The sequence below is a fragment of the Curtobacterium sp. NPDC089991 genome (genome assembly GCF_044748425.1).
Taxonomy (GTDB): Bacteria; Actinomycetota; Actinomycetes; order Actinomycetales; family Microbacteriaceae; genus Curtobacterium.
The window spans coordinates 23,681-44,345 of sequence record NZ_JBIVGB010000005.1 but is presented as its reverse complement, the minus strand read 5'-3'; the positions used below and the strand labels follow the sequence as shown (position 1 = coordinate 44,345).

12 protein-coding genes are annotated in these 20,665 nt (G+C 70.9%); 8 read left to right on the top strand and 4 right to left on the bottom strand.

Going from position 1 to position 20,665, the window contains the following annotated elements:
• Nucleotides 1–6: 6 nt before the first annotated feature.
• The 4 genes from ACIPV1_RS14370 (at nucleotide 7) to ACIPV1_RS14355 (ending at nucleotide 7,051) form a co-directional block, all read left to right on the top strand.
• Nucleotides 7–288, top strand: coding sequence for a hypothetical protein (locus tag ACIPV1_RS14370; RefSeq protein WP_027466625.1), 282 nt, complete (start codon nucleotides 7–9; stop codon nucleotides 286–288).
• Between the two features lie 106 nt (nucleotides 289–394).
• Nucleotides 395–5,746, top strand: coding sequence for a DUF6531 domain-containing protein (locus tag ACIPV1_RS14365; RefSeq protein WP_123936876.1), 5,352 nt, complete (start codon nucleotides 395–397; stop codon nucleotides 5,744–5,746).
• Nucleotides 5,747–5,774: 28 nt separating this feature from the next.
• Complete coding sequence (locus tag ACIPV1_RS14360; protein WP_123936875.1) at nucleotides 5,775–6,215, top strand: hypothetical protein; 441 nt, start codon at nucleotides 5,775–5,777, stop codon at nucleotides 6,213–6,215.
• 395 nt (nucleotides 6,216–6,610) lie between these two features.
• Nucleotides 6,611–7,051: a hypothetical protein gene (locus ACIPV1_RS14355; RefSeq protein ID WP_123936874.1), complete on the top strand. Its 441-nt coding sequence runs from the start codon at nucleotides 6,611–6,613 to the stop codon at nucleotides 7,049–7,051.
• A 111-nt stretch (nucleotides 7,052–7,162) separates the two neighbouring features.
• Here the strand turns inward: ACIPV1_RS14355 and ACIPV1_RS14350 are convergent, their stop codons facing one another.
• Nucleotides 7,163–7,756 (bottom strand): hypothetical protein, encoded by a 594-nt coding sequence (locus tag ACIPV1_RS14350; RefSeq protein ID WP_123936873.1) that lies wholly within the window; start codon nucleotides 7,754–7,756, stop codon nucleotides 7,163–7,165.
• A 252-nt stretch (nucleotides 7,757–8,008) separates the two neighbouring features.
• Here ACIPV1_RS14350 and ACIPV1_RS14345 point away from each other — a divergent pair, with 252 nt between their 5' ends.
• From ACIPV1_RS14345 to ACIPV1_RS14335, 3 genes are read left to right on the top strand one after another with little or no spacing between them, the layout of a single operon-like run.
• Nucleotides 8,009–10,765 (top strand): hypothetical protein, encoded by a 2,757-nt coding sequence (locus ACIPV1_RS14345; protein ID WP_123936872.1) that lies wholly within the window; start codon nucleotides 8,009–8,011, stop codon nucleotides 10,763–10,765.
• On the top strand, nucleotides 10,762–12,180 hold the full coding sequence (locus ACIPV1_RS14340; RefSeq protein WP_185094106.1) for a hypothetical protein: 1,419 nt from the start codon (nucleotides 10,762–10,764) through the stop codon (nucleotides 12,178–12,180). Before ACIPV1_RS14345 ends, ACIPV1_RS14340 begins: the two co-directional genes overlap by 4 nt.
• 36 nt (nucleotides 12,181–12,216) lie before the next feature.
• The gene (locus tag ACIPV1_RS14335; RefSeq protein ID WP_402726689.1) at nucleotides 12,217–16,452 is read left to right on the top strand and encodes an FtsK/SpoIIIE domain-containing protein; all 4,236 of its coding nucleotides are present in this window, start codon (nucleotides 12,217–12,219) and stop codon (nucleotides 16,450–16,452) included.
• 88 nt (nucleotides 16,453–16,540) lie between these two features.
• On the opposite strand, the gene ACIPV1_RS14330 is transcribed toward ACIPV1_RS14335, so the two are convergent.
• From ACIPV1_RS14330 to ACIPV1_RS14320, 3 genes are read right to left on the bottom strand one after another with little or no spacing between them, the layout of a single operon-like run.
• Nucleotides 16,541–18,544 (bottom strand): serine/threonine-protein kinase, encoded by a 2,004-nt coding sequence (locus ACIPV1_RS14330; protein WP_402726688.1) that lies wholly within the window; start codon nucleotides 18,542–18,544, stop codon nucleotides 16,541–16,543.
• A gap of 56 nt (nucleotides 18,545–18,600) precedes the next feature.
• Complete coding sequence (gene mshD / locus ACIPV1_RS14325) at nucleotides 18,601–19,440, bottom strand: mycothiol synthase (protein ID WP_402726687.1); 840 nt, start codon at nucleotides 19,438–19,440, stop codon at nucleotides 18,601–18,603.
• Nucleotides 19,440–20,123, bottom strand: coding sequence for a winged helix-turn-helix domain-containing protein (locus ACIPV1_RS14320; protein WP_123293289.1), 684 nt, complete (start codon nucleotides 20,121–20,123; stop codon nucleotides 19,440–19,442). The genes mshD and ACIPV1_RS14320 overlap by 1 nt, the downstream gene beginning before the upstream one ends.
• 184 nt (nucleotides 20,124–20,307) lie before the next feature.
• Here ACIPV1_RS14320 and ACIPV1_RS14315 point away from each other — a divergent pair, with 184 nt between their 5' ends.
• Nucleotides 20,308–20,589: a hypothetical protein gene (locus ACIPV1_RS14315; protein WP_123936868.1), complete on the top strand. Its 282-nt coding sequence runs from the start codon at nucleotides 20,308–20,310 to the stop codon at nucleotides 20,587–20,589.
• Nucleotides 20,590–20,665 lie beyond the last annotated feature (76 nt).

Genomic DNA, 20,665 nt, shown 5'->3' with positions numbered 1-20,665 from the left:
TTCATCATGTCGCGTGTCCTTTCGACCGAGCAGGCCAAGACCGCCATCCGTCAGGTCCAGTCGATCATCAACGGTGGGTTCACCGACCAGATCTCACAGCTCGACGCCCAGGGCCGGATCCTGTCCGACTCCAACGTCTGGGACGGCCCGCTCGCGGCGACCTTCCGTGGGTCGACCTGGCCGGAGACCAAGGCCGCCCTCGACAAGGCGAAGACCGAACTCGAGCAGCTCCGCACGCAGCTCGACAAGATCTCGCAGGACATCTTCACCGCGGGTGGCGGCGCGTAAGCAGCCACTCGTTCCGCCCGGACCGTCGCGCTCGCGGCGGTCCGGGCGTTCGCGGTCGGTGGGGCCGCGTGACCAGCACGACCAGTACGACTTCGGGGGATGAACCATGGCTGACCTGCACGGCAACGATCCGGTCAAGTTCGACAACGGCACGGCCGACGCACTCAGCACGGCGCTGAACGGCGCGGCCGAGTCGATCGAGGGGCAGGCCGGCTCACGGCAGTCCTACGTCACCACCGCGACACAGGAGTTCCGGGGACACTTCTCCGAACTCTTCGCGCAGAACGCGTCGACAGCAGCGTCCGACGGTTCGACGATCGCCGCGAACCTCCGCACCGTCGCGGGGTGGGTCGACAAGATGAAGGCCGCTGCCGAGCGGGAGAACGCTCGTCGCAAGGAAGCCCGCGACTGGGAAGCGGAGTACGGCGACCGGAACTTCTTCGAGTGGGTGCACGACAAGGTCGCCGGGGCTCCCGTGCCGCCCACCGTCCACCACGAGGACGCACCGACCTTCGACCAGGCGACCGGACCGAGCACTCCGCGCCAGACGCCGAACCCCGGCTCCGGTGGCGGGGGCGGCGGTGGGACGTCGTCCGCCAAGCCCGCCGACCTCCGCTCGTTCGCCACCGGGTCGTCGACGCTGAACCAGTCCCTCGACGGCAAGCCGGCCGGTCTGCGCGGCAAGCTCACCGACTTCGCGTCGAAGTGCTCCTGGGGGCACATCGACGCGACGAGCCTGGTGAACGCCTTCGAACAGTGGATCACCGCCAACGGCCAGGACGTCACCTGGGCGAACACCATCGCCGACGCGTTCGCTGCTGCCGGCGGTGAAGGCGCCGTCTCCACGGTCTCGGATGCCGCGCTCGCCGCAGCCCTGGCTGCCGCGGGGGTCTCGCAGTCCCGCACCGACCTGCAGTTCGATCCGCCGTCGGCCTACGGGGCCCAGCCGACGACCGGCTACTCGATGGACCCGGTCAACACCACGACGGGCAACTTCCTCGAACCGGAGCTCGACCTCGGGTTCACCGGTGCATCTGCAGCGCTGCAGGTCACCCGCATGTACAACTCCCTCGACCAGCACGTCGGGCTCTTCGGTCCGGGCTGGGCGTCGATCCTCGAGACCCGGTTGCTCATCGACGACGAGGGCGCATCCTTCGTCGGTGCCGACGGCCGCCAGGTCCGGTTCCCGCGCGACGGTGAGGGCTGGGCCCGAGGCGTCGGCGAGAACCGCTGGCTCGCGGCCGATGGCGACCGGCTCGTCGTCCGCGACAACCAGGGCGAGCGCATCGACTTCTCGCCGTCGGGGCAGTGGCTCGGACAGCGCGGCGGAGCCGGCACAGCGGTCCGCATCGAACGGAACAGCGACGACGTCGTCGTCCGCCTGGTGCACGAGCGAGGCCGCTCGATCGACGTCGACCACGTCGACGGCCGGGTCGCGGTGCTCCGCGCATCCGACGGCCGCCGGGTCGAGTACGGGTACGACGACCGGGGCCGCCTCGTCACGGTGACCGATGCCGTCGGCGTCCGGCGCTACGGCTGGAACGACGACGACCTGATCATGACGGTCACCAGCGCGGCCGGTGTCGTCGAGGTCGACAACACCTACGACGACCAGCGCCGCGTCGTCGAGCAGGTCAGCCCGCACGGCCGCACCGTGCGCTTCGCCTACCTGCCCGGTCGTGTCACGGTGGTGTCCGACCACGACGGCTCGCGGTCGAACTCCTACATCGCCGACGCCAAGGGGCGTCTCGTCGGGGTCATCGACTCCGATGACCGCCGCCAGTCGATGAGCTACGACCGGCACGGCAACCTCGTGTCGGCGACCGAGCGCGACGGGTCCGTCACCGTGCACGCGTACGACGACCGCGGCCGGAAGACCCGCACCGTCACGCCGTCCGGCGGTGACCTGACCTACGGGTACGACGAGCAGGACCGCGTCACGACCGTCGTCACCGAGGCCGGCGCCGTCGTCTCCTACGAGTACGTGGGCGACGACCGCGACCCGTCGGTGATCACCGACCCGGTCGGCGGACGGACTGAGCTGAGCTGGCGAGACGGCGCGCTCACCCACGTCGTCGACCCGACCGGCGTGGTCCTGACCTTCGACCACGACACGTTCGGCGAGCTCGTCGCGACCACGAACGCCGTCGGGGCCACCGCTCGGATCGAGCGCGACGCTGCCGGCCACCCGGTCGCCGCGGTCAGCCCCTCCGGCGCACGGAGCGATTACCGCTACGACGCAGCGGGGCTCCTCGTCGAACGGCGTGACGCCGACGGAGCCGTCTGGCGCTTCGAGTACGGTGCCGGCTCACGCATCGCAGCGGTCGTGGACCCGCTCGGAGCACGCACGACGTTCGACTACGCCCCGAACGGCGAGCTCGCGACGACCACCGACCCGCTGGGTCGGCGTGTCTCGCGGACGTTCGACGACCAGGGGAACCTGGCGGAGCTCGCATTGCCGGGCGGCGCGGTCTGGACGTTCGCGCACGACGCCTTGTCGCGCCTCCAGGCCGTCACCGACCCCGCCGGCGCGACCTGGCGTCGTGAGTACGACGTCGTCGGCGAGCTGACGGCGACCATCGACCCGACGGGCGTCCGCCAGGAGTTCTCGGACGACGTCGCGACCGGCGTCGCGACCCTGCGCGACGCCTTCGACTCGGCGACCGTCCGGTTCGACGAGTACGGCCGACCGGTCGAGTCGAGCTCCGACGAGACCGGTTCCGAACTCGTCACCTACGACGCTGCCGGCCGACCCGTCGAACTCGTCGACGGCGAAGGCGGCCTGACCCGACTCGAGCGCGACCTCGCCGGCCGTGTCGTGGCGTTGGTCGCTCCCTCGGGCGCGCGCTCCACGTACGAGTACGACGCCTGCGGGCGTCCCGCCGCAGCCACCGACGCCGCGGGGGCGCGGACGACGCTTAGCTACGACGCGGACTCCCGTGTCGTGGCCCGGACCCTGCCCACCGGCGAGGTAGAGGAGATCACGTACGACGCCGTCGGGCGCGTGGTCACGCAGACGACTCCGGGTTCCGGCACCGCGCGGTTCCGCTACGACCAGGCCGGGAGGCTCGTCTCCAGCCACGACGCACGCTTCGGCCGTCGTCGGTTCCGCTACGACCCCGCGGGCCAGCTGATCCAGGTCGTCAACGGTCTCGACGGGGGCACCTCGTTCGAGTACGACGAGCGCGGGCGCCTGGTGACGATCACCGACCCTGCCGGCGGGACCACTCGACGCGAGTACGACGCCGCCGACCGTGTGGTCGCGGTCACCGACCCGCTCGGCCGGACGACCACCGCGGCCTACGACGCCGCCGGCCGTCAAGTCCGGCAAACGGATGCCGAGGGACGAACGACCGAGTGGACGTACGACGCGGCCGGCCGACAGCGGGCCGTGCTCGTCGACGGTGCGGTGCAGTCGGAGATCTCCCGCGACGCCGTCCACCGCACGGTCGTCGTGTCGGACCACACCCGTGGTGCCGGTCGGACGATCGAGCACGAGCTCCAGCGCGACCGCCGTGGCCTGCTCGTCCGCCGTGCCCGAGGCGACCGGTCCGTCGCGTGGGAGTACGACGCCGACGGCAACCGCATCGCTCGCGTCGATCCGAACGGGACCCGAACGACCTACCGTCGCGACGCCGTCGGCCGCGTCGTCGGGGTGGACCGTGACGGCGCCCCTGCCGGGACGTTCTCCTACGACGCCTCGGGTCGGATCGTCCAGGCGGCCACCGGCGAACTGGTGCAGTCGTGGTCGTACGAGGGTGGCGCCCTCGTCGCACACACTTCGACCACGCTCGACGGTGCCACCAGCACGCGGATCGAGCGCGATGCCGACGCGCGGATCACCGCGGTCGACGGACCGTCCGGAGTGGTGTCGTACGAGTACGACGCTGCCGGCCAGCTCGTCCGTGCCGGGGACTCGACGTGGACCTACGACGACCGTGGGCGACTCGTCGCCGAGACCGTCGGCGGTGTCGAGACGCGCCACGAGTACGACGCAGCCGGTCAGCTGGTCGCGACGATCACCGAAGCCGGCCGGATCGAGTACGTCCACGACGGTCTCGGTCGACGCATCCGACGGACCGCCGCTGACGGATCCACCACCGAGTACGCGTGGTCCGACCTGGGGTACCTCGCTGCCGTCGTCGACCGCGACGCCTCGTACGCCGAGACCGGTCGGCTCGACGTCTGGGTCGATGCCCTGGGTGAACTCGCCGAGGTGGCCGGGGTCGCGGCGTGGTGGGACTCCGCCGCGGTCGTTCCGTCGCTCATCAGCATTGCCGACACGTCGTTGCTCGACCTGCCGGGGGGTATCACCGCGATCGGCGATGTCGTCACGCAGCCCGCGTGGCGCAGCGCGCGCGCCACCGACGCTGCGGACCCTTGGGCGGCGCTCGCTGCCGTCACCGACGTCGGGCTGCCCGCGGGGGTGGCACTGACCGGCTCGGGCGGGGTGTCCGTCGCCGGGTTGGAGTGGCTCGGGGCACGTGTGTACGACCCTGCGGCGCGAGGCTTCCTGTCGGTCGATCCGCTCGCGCCGATCCTGGGTGCGGCGTGGTCGGGGAACCCCTACTCGTACGCCGGCAACGACCCGTTGCAGGCCGTCGACCCGCTCGGGCTGCGGCCGGCGACGGACAAGGACCTGCAGGCGTACCGGGATGCGAACCAGGGCGCGATCGCTGCTGTCGGGAGCTGGTGGGACGACAACTGGGAGTACGTGGTCGCGGGGGTTGCGATCGCTGGCGGCATCGCGCTCATGTGCACCGGAGTGGGTGGACCGGCGGGTGTCGCACTCTTGGCGGCTTCCGGTGCCCTGATGTCCGGTGGTATCTCTGTGGCGACACAGAAAGCCACGAAGGGTGAAGTGGATTGGCGAGCAGCCGGCGTCGACGCGGTGGTGGGAGCGGTGGGCGGGGCAGCTGGCGGCGGCGCGGCGCTGGGACTCGGTCGCCTTGCGCCCAACGTTGCGCGAGTAGCCGTGCCAGGAGCGGAGCGCCTGGCCGGAACCTTGCTGAGTTCAACGGGCCGGTCTGCGCTCTCGGCCGGGGCCGCGGGCTCTGCGTCCAACATGACGGATTACGCGTTCAACGGCAAGGATCGTACTGTCGGCGGGTTCATCCAGACGGGAGCCACGGGATTCGCTACCGGCGCGGCAGTCAGTGTTGGCTCGTCTCGGCTCGGGGGATGGGTGGCGGACTCCTTCAGCCCGACGGGCGGTCGGCATGTGATGCTCCCCGAGCCCAGCGGCCGACATGTCTTCGTTCCTGAGCACGCGGTTCGCGGATCGACGGCGGTGTGGAACACGATCACGTCAGAGACAATCGATCGCTCAGCCGGAGCGGGCGGCGCTGTCTTGAACGATGTCCTCACCGGGAAGGATCCGGGCGACTACTTGAAGGATGCTATCAACGGCGCCGTGTCAGGTGCCGGCGGGCCTACGGTTGGTCTCCACAGCCGCTGATGCGGAACAACGAACATCGGAGTTGCAGTTGACGAGATCGGCGCTCGAACGCACAGCGCAGAGAAGGCTCGTGCGCAGGAGGCGGATTCTTGCTTCCATCGTCCTGGCGTTCGTTGTCTTGGTTCCGCTGCTCGGCTTCTTCGTCGGACCGATAACTTTGAAGGCGTACGACGCCGGACATCGGGTCGAGCCGATCTGCACAGTCAGCTCGGCGCACAGCAGCATCGATTCCTCTCGTTCGTTGAAGGGCGTTGGGTCGTCGACATCTCAAGTCGTGTTCGAGACGTCTGACTGTGGAACGCTCGTGCTGCAGTGGGGTGTCACGCGCGACAACGAGGAGGACATCGCCCGAGGTGTCGACGAGGGCGGGCGTTACAGATTCGACGTGGGAGAGGGGTCCTACAACATGCGGGGATTCCTGAACGCAATCCGCCAAGCCGTCTACGTGAAGAGCTTCGAACCCGCTTGACCTCGCATCTGCCATTGACGACCATGCGCTCGACCGAGCCGAGGGCGTCCGCCACGGGTTTCGGAACCAGCCTCGGCGGAAGCTGGGTGTCGACGAAGGCAAGTAACCTCGCGCTGTCGAACATCCACATCGAGCCTCGCTTCCCGCAGCCCAACGGACGCCACGTGTGGACTCCGCAGCACGCGGAGGCGCCCAACGTCACCTTGGTGAACAGGGTGGTGACGGCTGGCGTTGATGGCTTCGTGGGCGGCGTGCAGGGCGGCGCGAACGAATTGGTGCGGCCTGGCGGAGACGGGCCTGTGCAAGGGTTCACCAACGGCTTGTTGTCAGGTGCGGAAGGCCCGAAGTACTCGACACCGAGACGTGTGGCTGGGTAGACGGAGAAGGGGCAGAAGTTGGAACACGAAGCGAGGAGCGCGGATGCTTCGCGGAGGAAGCGAAAAAGAGGAAATGTTCTCGTTTTCTCCGCTCTCGGTCTCGCGGCCCTCGTCACGATCGGCATCGTTGGTGGCGGACAGGCCTTCAGGGCGTACGACAAATCCCACCAGATCGAGGAGACCTGCGAAGTCCGGACCGCTGTGGCTTCATCCGGTGGCTCGACATCCTCGAGGGGTATCGGCACGCTTTTCGATCAGGTCGAGGTCGACACGAAGAACTGCGGGCCTTTGGTCCTGCGGCGAGGAGTGACCGAGCAGAACAAGGAAGACATCGCGGATGAACTGGGTGCCGCTGGCAGTGTCCAGTTCCGCATCGGAGCGGCATCATTCAAGTGGCGCGGAGTGCTGCACACGTTCCGGACGCCTGTGATCGTGGAGTCGTACGTGGCTCGTGAATAGCTCGGAGTGGACGGCTTCGATCGCCAGGCTTGTTGCAGGGTGACCTCCGGAGGATCATCGGTTCACGGTCGGTCGAGGCTCGTTCCGGCCTGAGGGTGACTGAGGCGCTCGTCAGTGCCCGAAGACCCGGACGAAATCGTTCCACTGCGCCGGCGCACGCTGCTCGAGCCATGCGCACAGTTCCGGGTAGGCCGCATCGATGGAGATGACGCTGATGACGCCGCGCTGCCCGTTCACCTTGATGTCCAGGCCGCCGAATCGGTTGGTGGTGGGACGGATGTGCTTGATCGCCGTCGGGTCGATGGTCCGTGCTGCGCGGAACATCGGGGTGACCACCAGCTGGGAGTCGTACGCCTCGACGCGACGGCGCTTCTGCCCGACGCCGAGGTAGACGAACAGGATCCCGAACAGCACCATGGCGACAGCAGTGATGAGCATCCCGATCGCGTCAGGGTCGTCGAGCAGCGTAAGCGTGGCGAGGAAGAAGAACCCTCCCACGACGATGAACACAATCCCGATGATCCGGAGCAGCAGGTAGTTCCACCGGCGTGCGCGGACGGTGAAGAGCACGCCGTAGGCCTCGTCGCCGACGACGGTGGACGGTGGTCGCTTGCGATCGCTGCGGCGGACGAGCGCGCTGACGGCGGCCGGGATCGCGATCATCGCGAGCAGCGCGATGAGGACCGGCGAGAGGTTGAGTGTCACCGATCTGCCCCCGGTCGTGCGTGCGGACGTCGTCGTTCGATGGGCCCGAAGCCCTGGTCCCCCTGGATCATGCGTGCAGAGTATCAGCGCGGTTGTGGAAGGCGAACGCGCAACTCGCCGGATGCGATACGTTGTATTCCAGTCGGGGCGTGTGGCCCGAACGGGGGCGGCCAGGGCGGCCGATCGACGCGGACCCGACGCCATCGAGCAACTAGCATCGATGTGCTCGACGATTCTCTTGGGGGGAAGACCGTGATCAACCAGCGTGCCGGGAACACCGGAGCACGAAGCACCACTCGCCGGCTCGTGGGGGCGGTCGCCGTCACCGGCATCGCCGCTCTGGTGCTCGCCGGGTGCACGTCCGACGACAAGCCGGTGGCTGACCCGTCACGGATCTTGCAGACGGTCGACACGCGTCTGGCCGCGGACGGCTCGATCACGTCGATCTCCGACACCGCGATCTCCGTCGCGGGCAAGGACTCCTCGTCAGCGACGACCGACCACGACCCCGCGAAGGCGGCTGGTGACCTCCCGCTCCGCATCACGACGCAGTACTCGACGTCGAAGAAGACCGGTACCGACCTTGCCGACCTCGACGGGTACTCGGGTCGTATCGCGATCGACCTGACGATCGAGAACCTCACGGTCACGTCGAAGAACCTGACCTACGACGTCGCCGGCACCTCACGCTCGACGCCGGCGCTCGTGGGTGCACCGTTCAGCGTCGCGGCCTCGACCGTCCTCACCGGCACCGCGGCCGACCGCATCGTCACCGATGCCGCTGACTCCGGTTCGTCCACGGACGGCGTCGTCAGCACGAACGAGGACGGGGACGCGGTCGTCCAGTGGGGTCGCCTGCTGGCACCGCCGACATCCGGCGCGAGCAGCACGCTGCACCTCGTCGCCGACGTCAAGGACTTCACGGCACCGACGTTCGACGTCGCCGCGCAGCCCGGGCTGTCCACGGACCTGTCCTCGACCGGCGTGGTGAACGCGGCGTTCGGGTCCGACAGCGACTCCGAACTCGCGCTCCAGCGCCGCACCATCGACCTCATCTCGCAGGTGAACGAGGTGCTCGCACGAGCGGGCGGCACGATCACCGAGGTCCGGTCCAACCTCGAGACCACGTCGAAGACCCTCGGCGTCAGCACGGCCGAGCGGCTCAAGGAGAGCAGCTCGTCCTTGGCGGGCACCATGCGGTCCCTGTCCGGCGAGCTCGGTTCCCTGAACGGCGACCTCGGCGCGACCGTGAAGGCGACACAGTCCACCGTGCTGCAGCAGCTCCAGCAGACCACGACGAGTCTCGACAGCCTGCTCGGCGACACCTCGGCGACGGCACCGGCCACGGTGCTCGACGGCAACGGGTGCGCGGCGACGCCGAAGACCTCGACCGCGGGCGGCAGCGTCTACGGCAACCTGCTCCGCGTCTCGTCCCAGCTCAAGGGCTACGCCGACGCGAGCGAGGCGTGCAAGCAGCAGGTCAGTGCGCAGCTGTCCGCTGCCGTCGGCCCGAAGGCCCCGGACGCGACGACCTGCGCCGCGACGGACGCGCGAGACTCACTGACCTGCACGCTCTACGAGTCGTCCACCGCGATCAACGGTTCGCTGATCGGACTGGTGAGCACCGGGCAGGCGCTCGCCGCGCGGTTGCAGCCGGAGACGGTCGACGACGCCATCGCGAGCGCCGCCGACCTGGACGAGCAGCTCACGACCATCTCGACCACACTCGACGAATACGAGAACGGCGGGGACGGTGGCACCGGGGACGCCCTCCGCGCACTGTCGACGAGTGCGGACCAGATCGGCACGCGGCTCGACGCACTGGCGACGGCCGTGCAGACAACGCACGACCGTGCCGAGGCGGCACGTGACCTGGTCGACGGCGCAGGGTTCCCGCTGTCGATGCAGCGTCAGAACTCGGCGGTCGCGGACCAACTCTGCACCCTCGCGACGCTCGGACAGCTCGACCAGGCCGACGCTGATCGCCTCCGCGGCTACCTGACGGCCGAGCCCTGCGCCGGTGCGCCTGAGGGGACCGTGCTCCAGCCCGGTCTCGGGTTCACCGACCCGATGGACGAACGACTGGACGACCAGACGGCGCGCTGGCAGGACGTCGTCGACTCGACCAGCGCCGACGCGACGACCGAGGGCACCATCGGCAGCGCGATCGCCGGCCTGCGGACCGATCTGGACGCGCTCGACGACAGCATCCGCGCTGTCCGTGACGCCGTCCGTGGTGGGAGCGACGACGTGGGTTCCACGATCGAACGCCTTCGCGCAGCAGTCGCGGACGCCGACCGTTCGCAGGCGGTCATCGCGACGCAGCTCGGGACGGTCCGCCAGACGCAGATCGACCTCGCGGCCGAGGTCGAGAAGACCTTCAAGGACGCTTCCGACCAGTCGTCGGAGACCTTCAAGAAGGCCATCGACGCGCAGGTCCGGAAGGTCTCGACCACGGCGTCCGAGAGCAACCAGGCCGTCCGCGACGCCTTCGACAAGTCGATCTCGGGCCTGCGGTCCACCGCTGACGAGGTCACGAAGGACTCGAAGGGCACGATCGACGAGCAGAAGAGCACGCTCGAGCAAGAGGCTTCGGAGCTCTCCTCCGCGGTCGACCGGCAGACGGCGTCCAGCCTCGAGCGCATCGCGGCCAGCACGAGCGCCTCGACGCGTGACGTCCAGGGTGCTTCGACGCTCCTGACCGGCGACCTCAACCGGGTGATGCTCGACCTCGGCGACCGCAAGGTGAACGGCTCCGGCATCCTCGGCGCCATGGCCACGAGCGCGGCGAAGTCCGACTCCGCCGACTACCAGCTCGCCCTGGCGTCGCAGAACGCAGCGGGCTACGCGAACGTCCGGGCCGAGGACGTCGCCGGCATCCTGCTCCAGCAGGAGCAGTTCCGTGCATCGCTCGATGCGGCGACGACGCTGCCGGCGTTCCAGCTGAAGGTCCCCGCCAGCGCGACGTCGACCACGCTGTACACCTTCCGGATCGGGGCCGACCGATGAGTGACCAGACGACCGAAGCCACTGCGACCGAGGGCGCTGACGGAACGCGTCCGAGCAGCCGCCGTCCGCTGCTCTTCGTCGGCATTGCGGTGCTCCTCGTGGCCGCGGTCGTCGCCGCCGTCCTGACGTTCCGGGCGTTCGGCAGCAGCACCCCGGCCGAAGCGGTGTCGGCGACCGTGCCGGTGAAGGTCAAGGTGGCACACGTCCCGGCGAAGACGAAGATCGGCATCATCGTCACGCTCGGAGACGGCGAGGGGTCCGAGTGGAACGAAGCGGCGCAGGGCGCGCTGGTGGCGGAGCGTCGGCTCGCACTCGGTGGCACCGACGTCGCGCTCGTCACGAAGAACGACGGCGGGACCGCTGCCGGGGGCACGGCCGCGGTCGAGGCCCTCGCGAAGAGCGGGGTCGCGGGCATCGTCGTCGCCTCGTCGGGCAGCCACGTGTCCGGCGCCCTCACTGCTGCTGCGGCGAAGGGCATCCCGGTCGTCCTGCCCTACGCTCCGGCGGAGAAGGACTCCTGGTCGACGGCGCCGGCCGCTGACTCGATCAGCAAGGCGATGACGACGGCACTCGGTGACGCCGACGCTCCACTGCTGGTCGACCTGGGCGGCGGTGCTCCGGCGGGCCTGCGGGTGGCGCACGTCCTGGACGGTGACGACACCGCGGACACCGCAGCGCTCGCCACGACCGTCGCCGAGCGCACCGGCGCAACGAGCAACGAGCAAGACGCGGACGCAGATGCCGATGCCGATGCCGACGCGAAGACCCCGACGCCGGACTCCGACGCCGTCGTCGTCAGCGGCTCCGCAGAACGCCAGGGTGCCTTCGTCGCCGCGCTCCAGGCCGAGAACGTCACGGTGCCGGTCGTCCTCACGCCGGATGCGACGAGCCCGGCGTTCGGCGCCGCACTCGTCGAGGCCGGCGGCAGCCTGAGCGGTTCCTTCCGGGCCGTGGGTGTCGCCACCGACGACGCCCGCGCGCTCGCCTCCGACGCCGGGGGCCGCGCGATGTCCGCCTTCCTCGGCGGTGTCCGGGTGCTCGCCGGCGACCAGGACGCCGAGAACCTGACCGGTGACCAGCCGTTCTCGGCGGTAGCGGGCGCAGCGGACTCGCGTAGCCACGACGCCGTCATCGCCCTGGTCCGCGCCGTCGGCACGGCGCGGAGCGTCGAGCCGACGGACGTCACCGACGCCCTCGCCGTGCTCGACCTCGACGCCGATGCGGGCATCGCCGGTCCGGCGCTCGACTTCACGCGGCAGCAGGCACTCGGCGCACAGGCGACGGTGCTCGCGGCGTCGGCACAGCAGCTCGGTCTCCGTCCGGCCAGCACCGCGTCCGGCGACGGCACCGGGAGCGGAACCGACGCTGCCCGGACCGCGTCGCTCGTCTGGTTCGACGACTCCAGCACGGACTGACCCACCCACGCACCGACCCGGAAGAGGAACGCGAGCATGCGCCTGTTGATCGAGCTCGACGACCGACGTGAAGCGGTCGAGGTCGACGGGTGGTCCGGCGCATCCTCGCTCGGGGAACTCGTGTCCGCGGCCGTCGGCCTCACACTCGAACCCGGCACCACGCTGGCGGTCGACGGGCACCGCACCAGCGTCGACACCCCGCTCCGTGACCTCGTGCTGCTCGAGGGCTCCCGTATCGGCCGCACCCCCGAGGACCGTCCGCTCGGCACCGACGGCTGGACCGTCACGCTCGCCGGCGGGCTCGAAGCCGGGCTCGTGGTGCCGGTCCCGCGCGGGCGGAAGCTCGTGGTCGGACGGGCGCCGCAGGCCGACGTCGTGCTCCCCACCGAGAGCGCGTCGTGGGAGCACTGCACCGTCGAGCGCGAGGACGACGGCGTCCGGGTGCGTGATGCGGGATCGACGAACGGCACCGTCATCGCCGGGGAGCGCATCGACGCCGAGGGCGTCCTGCTCAGCGGGACGACGAGCGTCATCGTGGGCGGGGCCGTGCTGCTCGTCCGGCCGGCGCTCGACGAGGTGCCCGTGCCGGCGGCCGGCTCGATGGCGAACCTGACCCCGGCGGCGACGGCGCCGTTCAACCGTCCACCGCGCGCCGGACGGACCTCCGACGCCGAGACGGTCGTGCCGCCCGGACGCAAGGACGTGCCACCGGCGTCGAAGTTCAGCTGGATCACCGTCGCCGCGCCCCTGGTGCTCGCCGGGGCGATGGTGCTCCTGCTCGGCGACGCACGGTTCGCGCTCTTCGCCCTGCTCTCCCCGGTCACCGCGATCGGCATGTGGTTCGAGCAGAAGCACCGCCGCGCGAAGAACCTGAAGGAGGAGGACACCCGCTTCGCCGAGGCCGTGGAGTCCTTCCGCGGTGAGATCTCCGAAGCCGCGGCCGTCGAGGCCGCCCGCCGCCAGGAGCTCGTGCCCGATCCGGCGACCGTGGTGCGGCGAGCCGAGCTGCCGACCACCCTGCTGTGGCAGCGCCGCTCGGATGACGAGGACTTCCTGAGCCTGCACGCCGGCACCGGGGACGCTCCTTGGCGGCCCGAGGTCGACCAGCGTGCAGCGTCCGCGAAGCTCGAGGACGAGGCGAAGGCCGCCATCGCCGACAGCCGTCTGACGGCCGCGCCGGTGGTTGCCGACCTGTCCGACGCCGGCGTCGTCGGGATCGTCGGCGACCGTCAGGGCGCCCTCGCCCTGGCGCGCAGCCTGCTCACGCAGGCCACCGTGCACTGCGGTCCAGCGGACCTGACGGTGGGCGTCTTCTGCGACGCGGGCCGCGCGGAGGACTGGGGGTGGGCCTCCTGGCTGCCGCACGCGCGTGTGGCGGGGAGCAGCACCGGCGCCCGCTGGATGTCGGCACAACGCGACCAGAGCGCGGCGATGCTCCGTGGCCTGCGGGAGTCGCTCGACGAGCTGCCGACGCCGAACCTGCTCGTCGTGGTCGACTCCGAGGTGCTCACCGAGGGACGGGACGCCCCGGCCCGCAACCTGCTCGGCCAGGGCCGCTCGGTGCCCGGGCAATCCCTGCGCCCGGGGGAACGACCACACCGGGTGAGCGGGATCGTCATCGCGACGAACGAGCAGCAGCTCCCCGCCGCCTGCACGTCGATCATCACGGTCGGTGCCGATGCCGCCGCCACGGTCTACCGACCAGAGGACCGGACCCGTGTCGAGGACGTCGTGCTCGCCGGCCTCAGCGTCGAGACCGCTGAGCGCAGCGCGCGCAGCGTGGCGCACTTCGACGATCCTGAACTGCTGGTGCCGGGGGCGTCCTTGCCCTCGCTCGTCCGCCTGCCCGAGCTGTTGTCGAGCGAGGGGATCCGCGCGGCGTGGGACGCCCGCACGGGCTTCTCGACCCCGATCGGCTCGTCCGAGAGCGGTGTGCTCGAGATCGACCTGGTGCGCGACGGTCCGCACGGCCTGGTCGGCGGCACGACGGGTTCCGGCAAGAGCGAGTTCCTCCGGTCCCTCGTGGCCGGGCTCGCCGCCCGGAACGACCCCACCCGACTCAACTTCCTGCTCGTCGACTTCAAGGGTGGTGCGGCCTTCGCGGCGTGTGAGCGCCTCCCGCACACCATCGGCACGATCAGCAACCTCGACGAACAGCTCGCCGACCGTGCGATCCGGGCACTCGAAGCCGAACTCGAACGACGTCAGCGGGTGTTCGCGGCAGCCGGAGCCGACATCGACAACCTCGATGCCTACCTGGCGACGAAGCCGGTCGAGCCGATGCCGCGGCTGCTGCTGGTCGTCGACGAGTTCGCGATGCTCGCGAAGGACTTCCCGGACGTCCTGACGTCGCTCGTCAGCATCGCGGCCGTCGGCCGAACGCTCGGCGTCCACATGATCCTCGCCACCCAGCGGCCGGCCGGTGTGGTGAGCGAGGACATCCTCGCGAACACGAACATGCGGGTCGCCCTGCGGGTGCAGAGCCGCGAGGACTCGACGAACGTCATCGGTGTCCCCGCCGCAGCCGGGATCGGTCGACAGCAGACCGGCCGCGCCTACGTGAAGCTCGGGCAGGACGACATCACCCCGGTGCAGACCGCTCTGGTCACGGGCCGAGCCCGTGACGAGCGTGCCGAGCAGCCTGTCTCGGTCCGACCGACCGACGTCTTCGGCGTGCCTGCTCCGATGCCCACCCCTGCTCCGACGGCGTCCGACGTCACCGACCTCGACCAGCTCATCGAGGCGATCGGGCAGGCGAACGAGGCAGCCGGGTACGCCCCGCCGCGTCCGATCTGGCCCGAGGCGCTCGGCGAGCGCGTCGAACTGGCGGCCCTCACCGCCCCAGGCCCGGGAACCGACCCGCGCCCCGCGACGGTGCCCGTCGCCCTCGCCGACGACCCGGACCACCAGCGCCAGGTCACCACCGGATGGGACCTCGACGAGGGCAACCTCATGCTCATGGGCATCCCCGGCAGCGGGACGAGCACCGCCCTCGCCACGATCGCGCTCCAGCTCGCCGCCGCGTCGAGCCCCGACGAGCTCGACCTCCTCGTGCTCGACATGGGTCCGGGGGACCTCGCTCCGCTCGCACAGCTACCGCACACGACGGCCTACGTCGGCTCCGGTGCGGGTGCGGGGGAGCTGCAGACGCGGTTCCTGCGGCACCTCCGCGTCGAGCTCGAGCGTCGCCGTGCGGCACCCGGTGGGCGCCGTGCCGTGGTGCTCATCGACGGCCTCGCCGCCCTGCGCGACGAGTACCAGGACTTCGAGGGGCAGCAGCTGCTCGACGCGCTCTACCGGGTGTACGCCGAGGGTCCGGCGCTCGGCATCTCGTTCGCGGTCTCCACGACGCGCGCGAAGGCGGTGCCGTCGGCGATGGACGAGGTCACCACGCAGAAGTGGATGTTCCGCCTCGCGGATCCCTACGACTACGCGTCCATCGGGGTCCGCCCCAAGGACGTCCCGCCGCCGGTGCCCGGCCGCTTCATCGACTCGACCAGGCGGCTACAGTCGCACGTCGCGACGCCGGACGTCCCGCTCGCGCAGGCGGTCGCACGGATCGCGGAGATCCGGTCGGACGGTACGAAGAAGGCCAGTGCGGTCGGCCGGCTGCCCGACGCTGTGCTCGTGGACGAGCTCGGTGCCGGAGCGGTGTTCGCGGGTGAGCCCTGGCGGATCCCGATCGGCATCGCCGAGGACGACCTGCAGCCGGCGTCCGTCGAGGTCTACGACGGCGAACACGTGCTCGTCGCCGGCCCGGCGCGGTCCGGCAAGTCGAGCGTGCTCCTCGCCGTCGCCGAGCTCGCGCGAGCCGCCGAGGGTGTCCGTCCCGCGGTGTGGGCGATCTGCGACCGCCGGTCGCCGCTCGCCTCGGGTTCGTTCGACAGCATCGCCGTCGGCCCGGACGAGGTCCCGGCCCTGTTGGCCGGGCTGCGGCTCGAGCGTGGACCGGTGCTGTTGTTGATCGACGACGCGGAGCGGTTCGAGGACGGCGACCAGGCCATCGCGACGCTGCTCACGACCGAGCGCCCCGGACTGTGCGTCGTGGCGGCCGGCCGGTCCGCGGACCTCCGGTCGCTGTACAGCCACTGGACCCGTTCGGTCCGGAAGTCCCGGTGTGGTGTGCTGCTGCAGCCGGACGTCGACTACGATGGCGAGCTCCTCGGCGTCACGCTGCCGCGTCGCGCACCGGTCGCGTTGACCGTCGGCCGCGGCTACGCCGCTTCAGGCGGGACCGTCCGTCTCGTGCAGACCGCGTCTGCTGGCAGCTGACCGAGACGCCGAGACCGTCGGCCGGGAGGCCCGTGGCCGCGTCCGCCACGGACGGGAGGGTCGACCCGTGGTCACGACCAGAGCGCGCTCAGTCGCGCGTCGTGATCCCGAAGGGCGAGCTCTCGAGGTTCGTGAAGTTCCCCACCGTGGCCCGCACCGTGCACGACGGCGCGACCGACAGAGCCGTGACGACCAGCCCGTCGGAGGACACGGCCAGAGCCCCCGAGCAGCCGTCGGCGAACCGCACGCCGGACTCCCCGCCGGCCACGTCGACGAGCATCTGCGACGGGCGCCCCGTGGCGGGACTGCGGTACAGCGGGTTGAGCTCGTCGGCACCGTTCGGCCACACCGGCACCAGGGTCACCGGCAGGGCCGTCTGGCTCACCGTGCGGTCGGGCGTGCGGACCTCGACGCCCTGCAGCCGCTGGACCGGGTAGGCGGTCCCGCGCACGGAGTCGTCGGTCACGGCAGCAGTGGTCGCCTCGCCGACGCCGTCGAGCCACGTCTGCAGCGCCGCGCCGTCCGTGACGGAGGCGAGCGGCACGGAGGCCTCGACCGTGACGTCCCCGCCGGAGGGGACCTCGACCCCGGACAGGCTCCAGGCGCACGCGGTGTCGACACCCGTCAGCGAGGGCTGGTTGCGCTTCGCGGCGATGCCCTCGCCGGTCCAGGTGACGGCGGGGCATGCGGCACCCGAGCGGGCTCCGGGGACGACTTCGAGGAACGGACCGGTCAGGGCCGATGCCTGCGCCGCGTACGTGACGCGCAGGTCCACGGTGCCCTTCGCGGGGTCGATGGTCGCGCGGCGGGTGGTCGCGAGGCCGGTGGGCAATGGGCGGTCCTGCTGGTAGGCGTTGGCCGCCTGTGCGGTCGCGGTGCCGGCGCCCGGCGTCTTCCGCAGCGCACCGGGCAGCCACACGACGCCACCGACGACCAGTGCGGCCACGAGCACGACGCCGATGCCGCCGAACAGGAGCGCACGGTTCGTCAGCCACTCGGGACGGGCGAACCGACGCGCCGGTGGGGGCTCGGCAGCGGGGGCGGCCGGCAGCGGCTGTCGGGCCATCGGCCGGATGACGGTCTGCGATCCGGCCGGGCCCAGTTCCGGAGCCGGCCCTGCCAGGGCTTCGTCCTCTAGTACCCCGGTGTCATCCCGATCAGCATCGCGCTCGGGACGGACCCCGCGGACCACGGTGGCGGGCCGCTCGACCTCGTCGAACGCGTCCGGGTCGCTCGTCGCGGCCAGCGCAGGGGCCGAGGCGAGGGACCGGGCGAGCCGCCGCAGGGTCGCCGCCGCGTCCGCTGCTGCCGGACGGCTGTTCGTGTCCTTCGTCAGCAGGGCGGACACCGCGGACCACAGCGCATCGGGCACGTCGAGCGGCGGTGGGTTCGAGGTGACGTGCCGGTACGCCACGGCGAAGTCCGTGCCCGGTCCGGCGAAGGGCGTGCGACCGGAGAGCAGCTCGTAGAGCATGACCCCGGCGCCGTAGACGTCCGCAGCCGGACCGGCGCGGCCGTGGCTGATCGACTCGGGGGCCATGTACTGCGGTGTGCCGAGGAGCCCGGTGGTGGTGCGCTCACGCTCGGCGACGACCGACGCGATGCCGAAGTCGGTGACCCGGACGTCGCCCGTCGCACCGGCGGCCCAGGGGGCCTGGAGCAGCACGTTGTCGGGCTTGACGTCGCGGTGGGTCACGTCGCGCTCGTGTGCCGTGGCGAGGGCGTCGAGGGTCTCGGCGGTGATCGTCAGAGCGTCCCGCGGGGTCAGTGGACCGTTCGATGCGAGCAGATCGCGGGCGGACCCACCGGGCACCAGGTCCATGACGATCGCGAGCCGGTCGCCCTCGACGACCAGGTCCCGCACCCGCACGATCGAGGGGTGCTGCAGCGCGAGGAGCACCGAACGCTCGCGGACGAAGCGTTCGACGATCTGCGGGTCGGCGGCGAGCTCGGCACGGAGCAGCTTCGCGGCGACGTGCTCGCCGGTCGCGGTGTGCTCGGTGCGCCAGACCTCGCCGGTGGCACCGGTCCCGAGCAGCTCGACCAACCGGTACGACGCACCGAGTGGCTCACCCTGACCGTACTGCGCCACTGCGTCCCCGACTTCCCGATTCCCCCGTTGGCCGACCCCTCGCCGACCACGCAATGTTACCGGCCGGTCGGTGCCTCCGCCTGCTCCGGCGCGGCGTACTGCACGTCGATTGCATACTGCTCGAATCCGGATCGCCGGTAGAGCGCCAGCGCGGGTTCGTTGTCGCCCTCGACGTACAGTGCGGCGGCGGTCAGCCCACGGCCGCTGAGCCGAGCGGTGCCCGCACGCATGAGCACCCCGCCGAGCCGTTGCCCCTGCAGGTCGGGTCGGACGGCGACGGCGTAGAACTCGCCGATGCCGTCCTCGACCTTGAGCCAGCACGAGCCTGCCAGCTGCCCGGAGGCGTCGCGGAGCAGCAGCAGGTCCTCGCCGGAGAACCAGGCGTCCGACTCGCGGGCGTGCAGGTCGTCGAGCGTCATGCGGCCCTGCTCGGGGTGGTGCGCGAAGGCCGCGGCGTTGAGGGCGAGCCAGTCGGCCTCGTCCTCGGTGCCGGGCCGGAACGCGGACAGGCTGTACCCGGCCGGCACGTCGGCAGAAGCCGCGTCCGGAGGAGGCCCGGCTCCGTCGATCGGCGCCCGGAGCTGCAGCAGGGTGCGGACCGCGCGCCAGCCGAACCGATCGGCCAGGGCCCGAGCTGCGGGGTGGTCCCCGTGTGCCCAGGCGAGCACGGGAGCGGCCCCGCCGCCCAGCGCGAGCGCCTGCGTCACGAGGGCGGTGCCGGTGCCGCGACCACGGGCCTCCCGGTCGACCACGAGTTCCAGCTCGTCGTCACGGACCACGGCGACCCCGTCGTCGACGGCGAGGACGGTTGCGCGCCCAGCGCGGACGTCGACCAGGGTCTGGTCCGAGAACGGCGGTGCTTCACCGGGCACGACGAACCGTGCGAGGTCCGGCACTACTGGCCCATCAGGCGCTCGGCCTCGTCGTCGTAGACGTTGAAGCGGTACCCGACGTTACGGACGGTGCCGATGAGCGACTCGAGGTCGCCGAGCTTGGCGCGGAGACGTCGGACGTGCACGTCGACCGTGCGGGTGCCACCGAAGTAGTCGTAGCCCCAGACCTCGCTGAGCAGCTGCTCGCGCGTGAAGACCCGGGACGGGTGCGTGGCGAAGAAGCGCAGGAGTTCGAACTCCTTGAACGTCAGGTCGAGCGGCCGGCCGCGGACCTTCGCCGAGTAGCTGGCCTCGTCGATGACGACACCCGACGCCTGGATCTTCGAGCTGGACTGCCCCTTGGCCGCACGGCCCGCGGACAGCCGGATGCGGGCGTCGATCTCGGCCGGGCCGGCGCTCTCGAGCACCACGTCGTCGACGTTCCACTCGCTGTTGACGGCGGTCAGGCCACCCTCGGTCACGACGAGCACGATGGGCGTCGTCGAGCCGGACGAGGCGAGGATCTTGCACAGGGCCTTCGCGCTGACCAGGTCGGTGCGGGCGTCCACGAACATCAGGTCGCTCTGCGGCGCGTTGACCAGCTGTGCGGCCTCGGCCGGCACGTGACGGATCCTGTGGCTCAGGAGACCGAGGCTCGGCAGGACGTCGCCGGGCGCGGTCGAGGTGAGTACCAGGAGCTGTGCCACAGGACCTCCGCAGGTGGATGACGTCGTGGACACATCCTAGTGATGCTCGGGAAGTCCTCATCCGGCCGGACGGTTTGCGCGGCAACCCGCAAGCGCGCGCCGGGCGCGGCAACCCGCAAGCGCGCGCCGGGCGCGGAGCCGCTGCGCCTGCGCGCCGGGCGTGACCCCTGTCATGATGGAACGCGTGACCCAGCCAGTGCAGCCCACCGACCAGCGGCGCCTCAAGCTGACGTCCGTCCTGCCGGTCTGGATCCTGGCCGTCGTCGGGGCGGTGCTCGTCCTGACGCTCGCCGAGCGCGACGCCTTCGCCTGGCTGCTGCTCGTCTTCGTCGCCTGCGTGATGGTGAGCTTCGTGCTCCAGCTCATCACCGCGACGAAGGACGGGCTGGTCGAACGGATCAGCATCGCGTCGTCCGGTGCCTTCGTCGTGGTCCTCGTCACCGCGGTGGTGCTCCTGGCGCGTTGAGCCGAGCCGCGTAGACTCCGGGGCATGGATTCGCTGCTTGCGCTCGAGCTGTTCTACGTGGGCCTCCTCGGTCTGG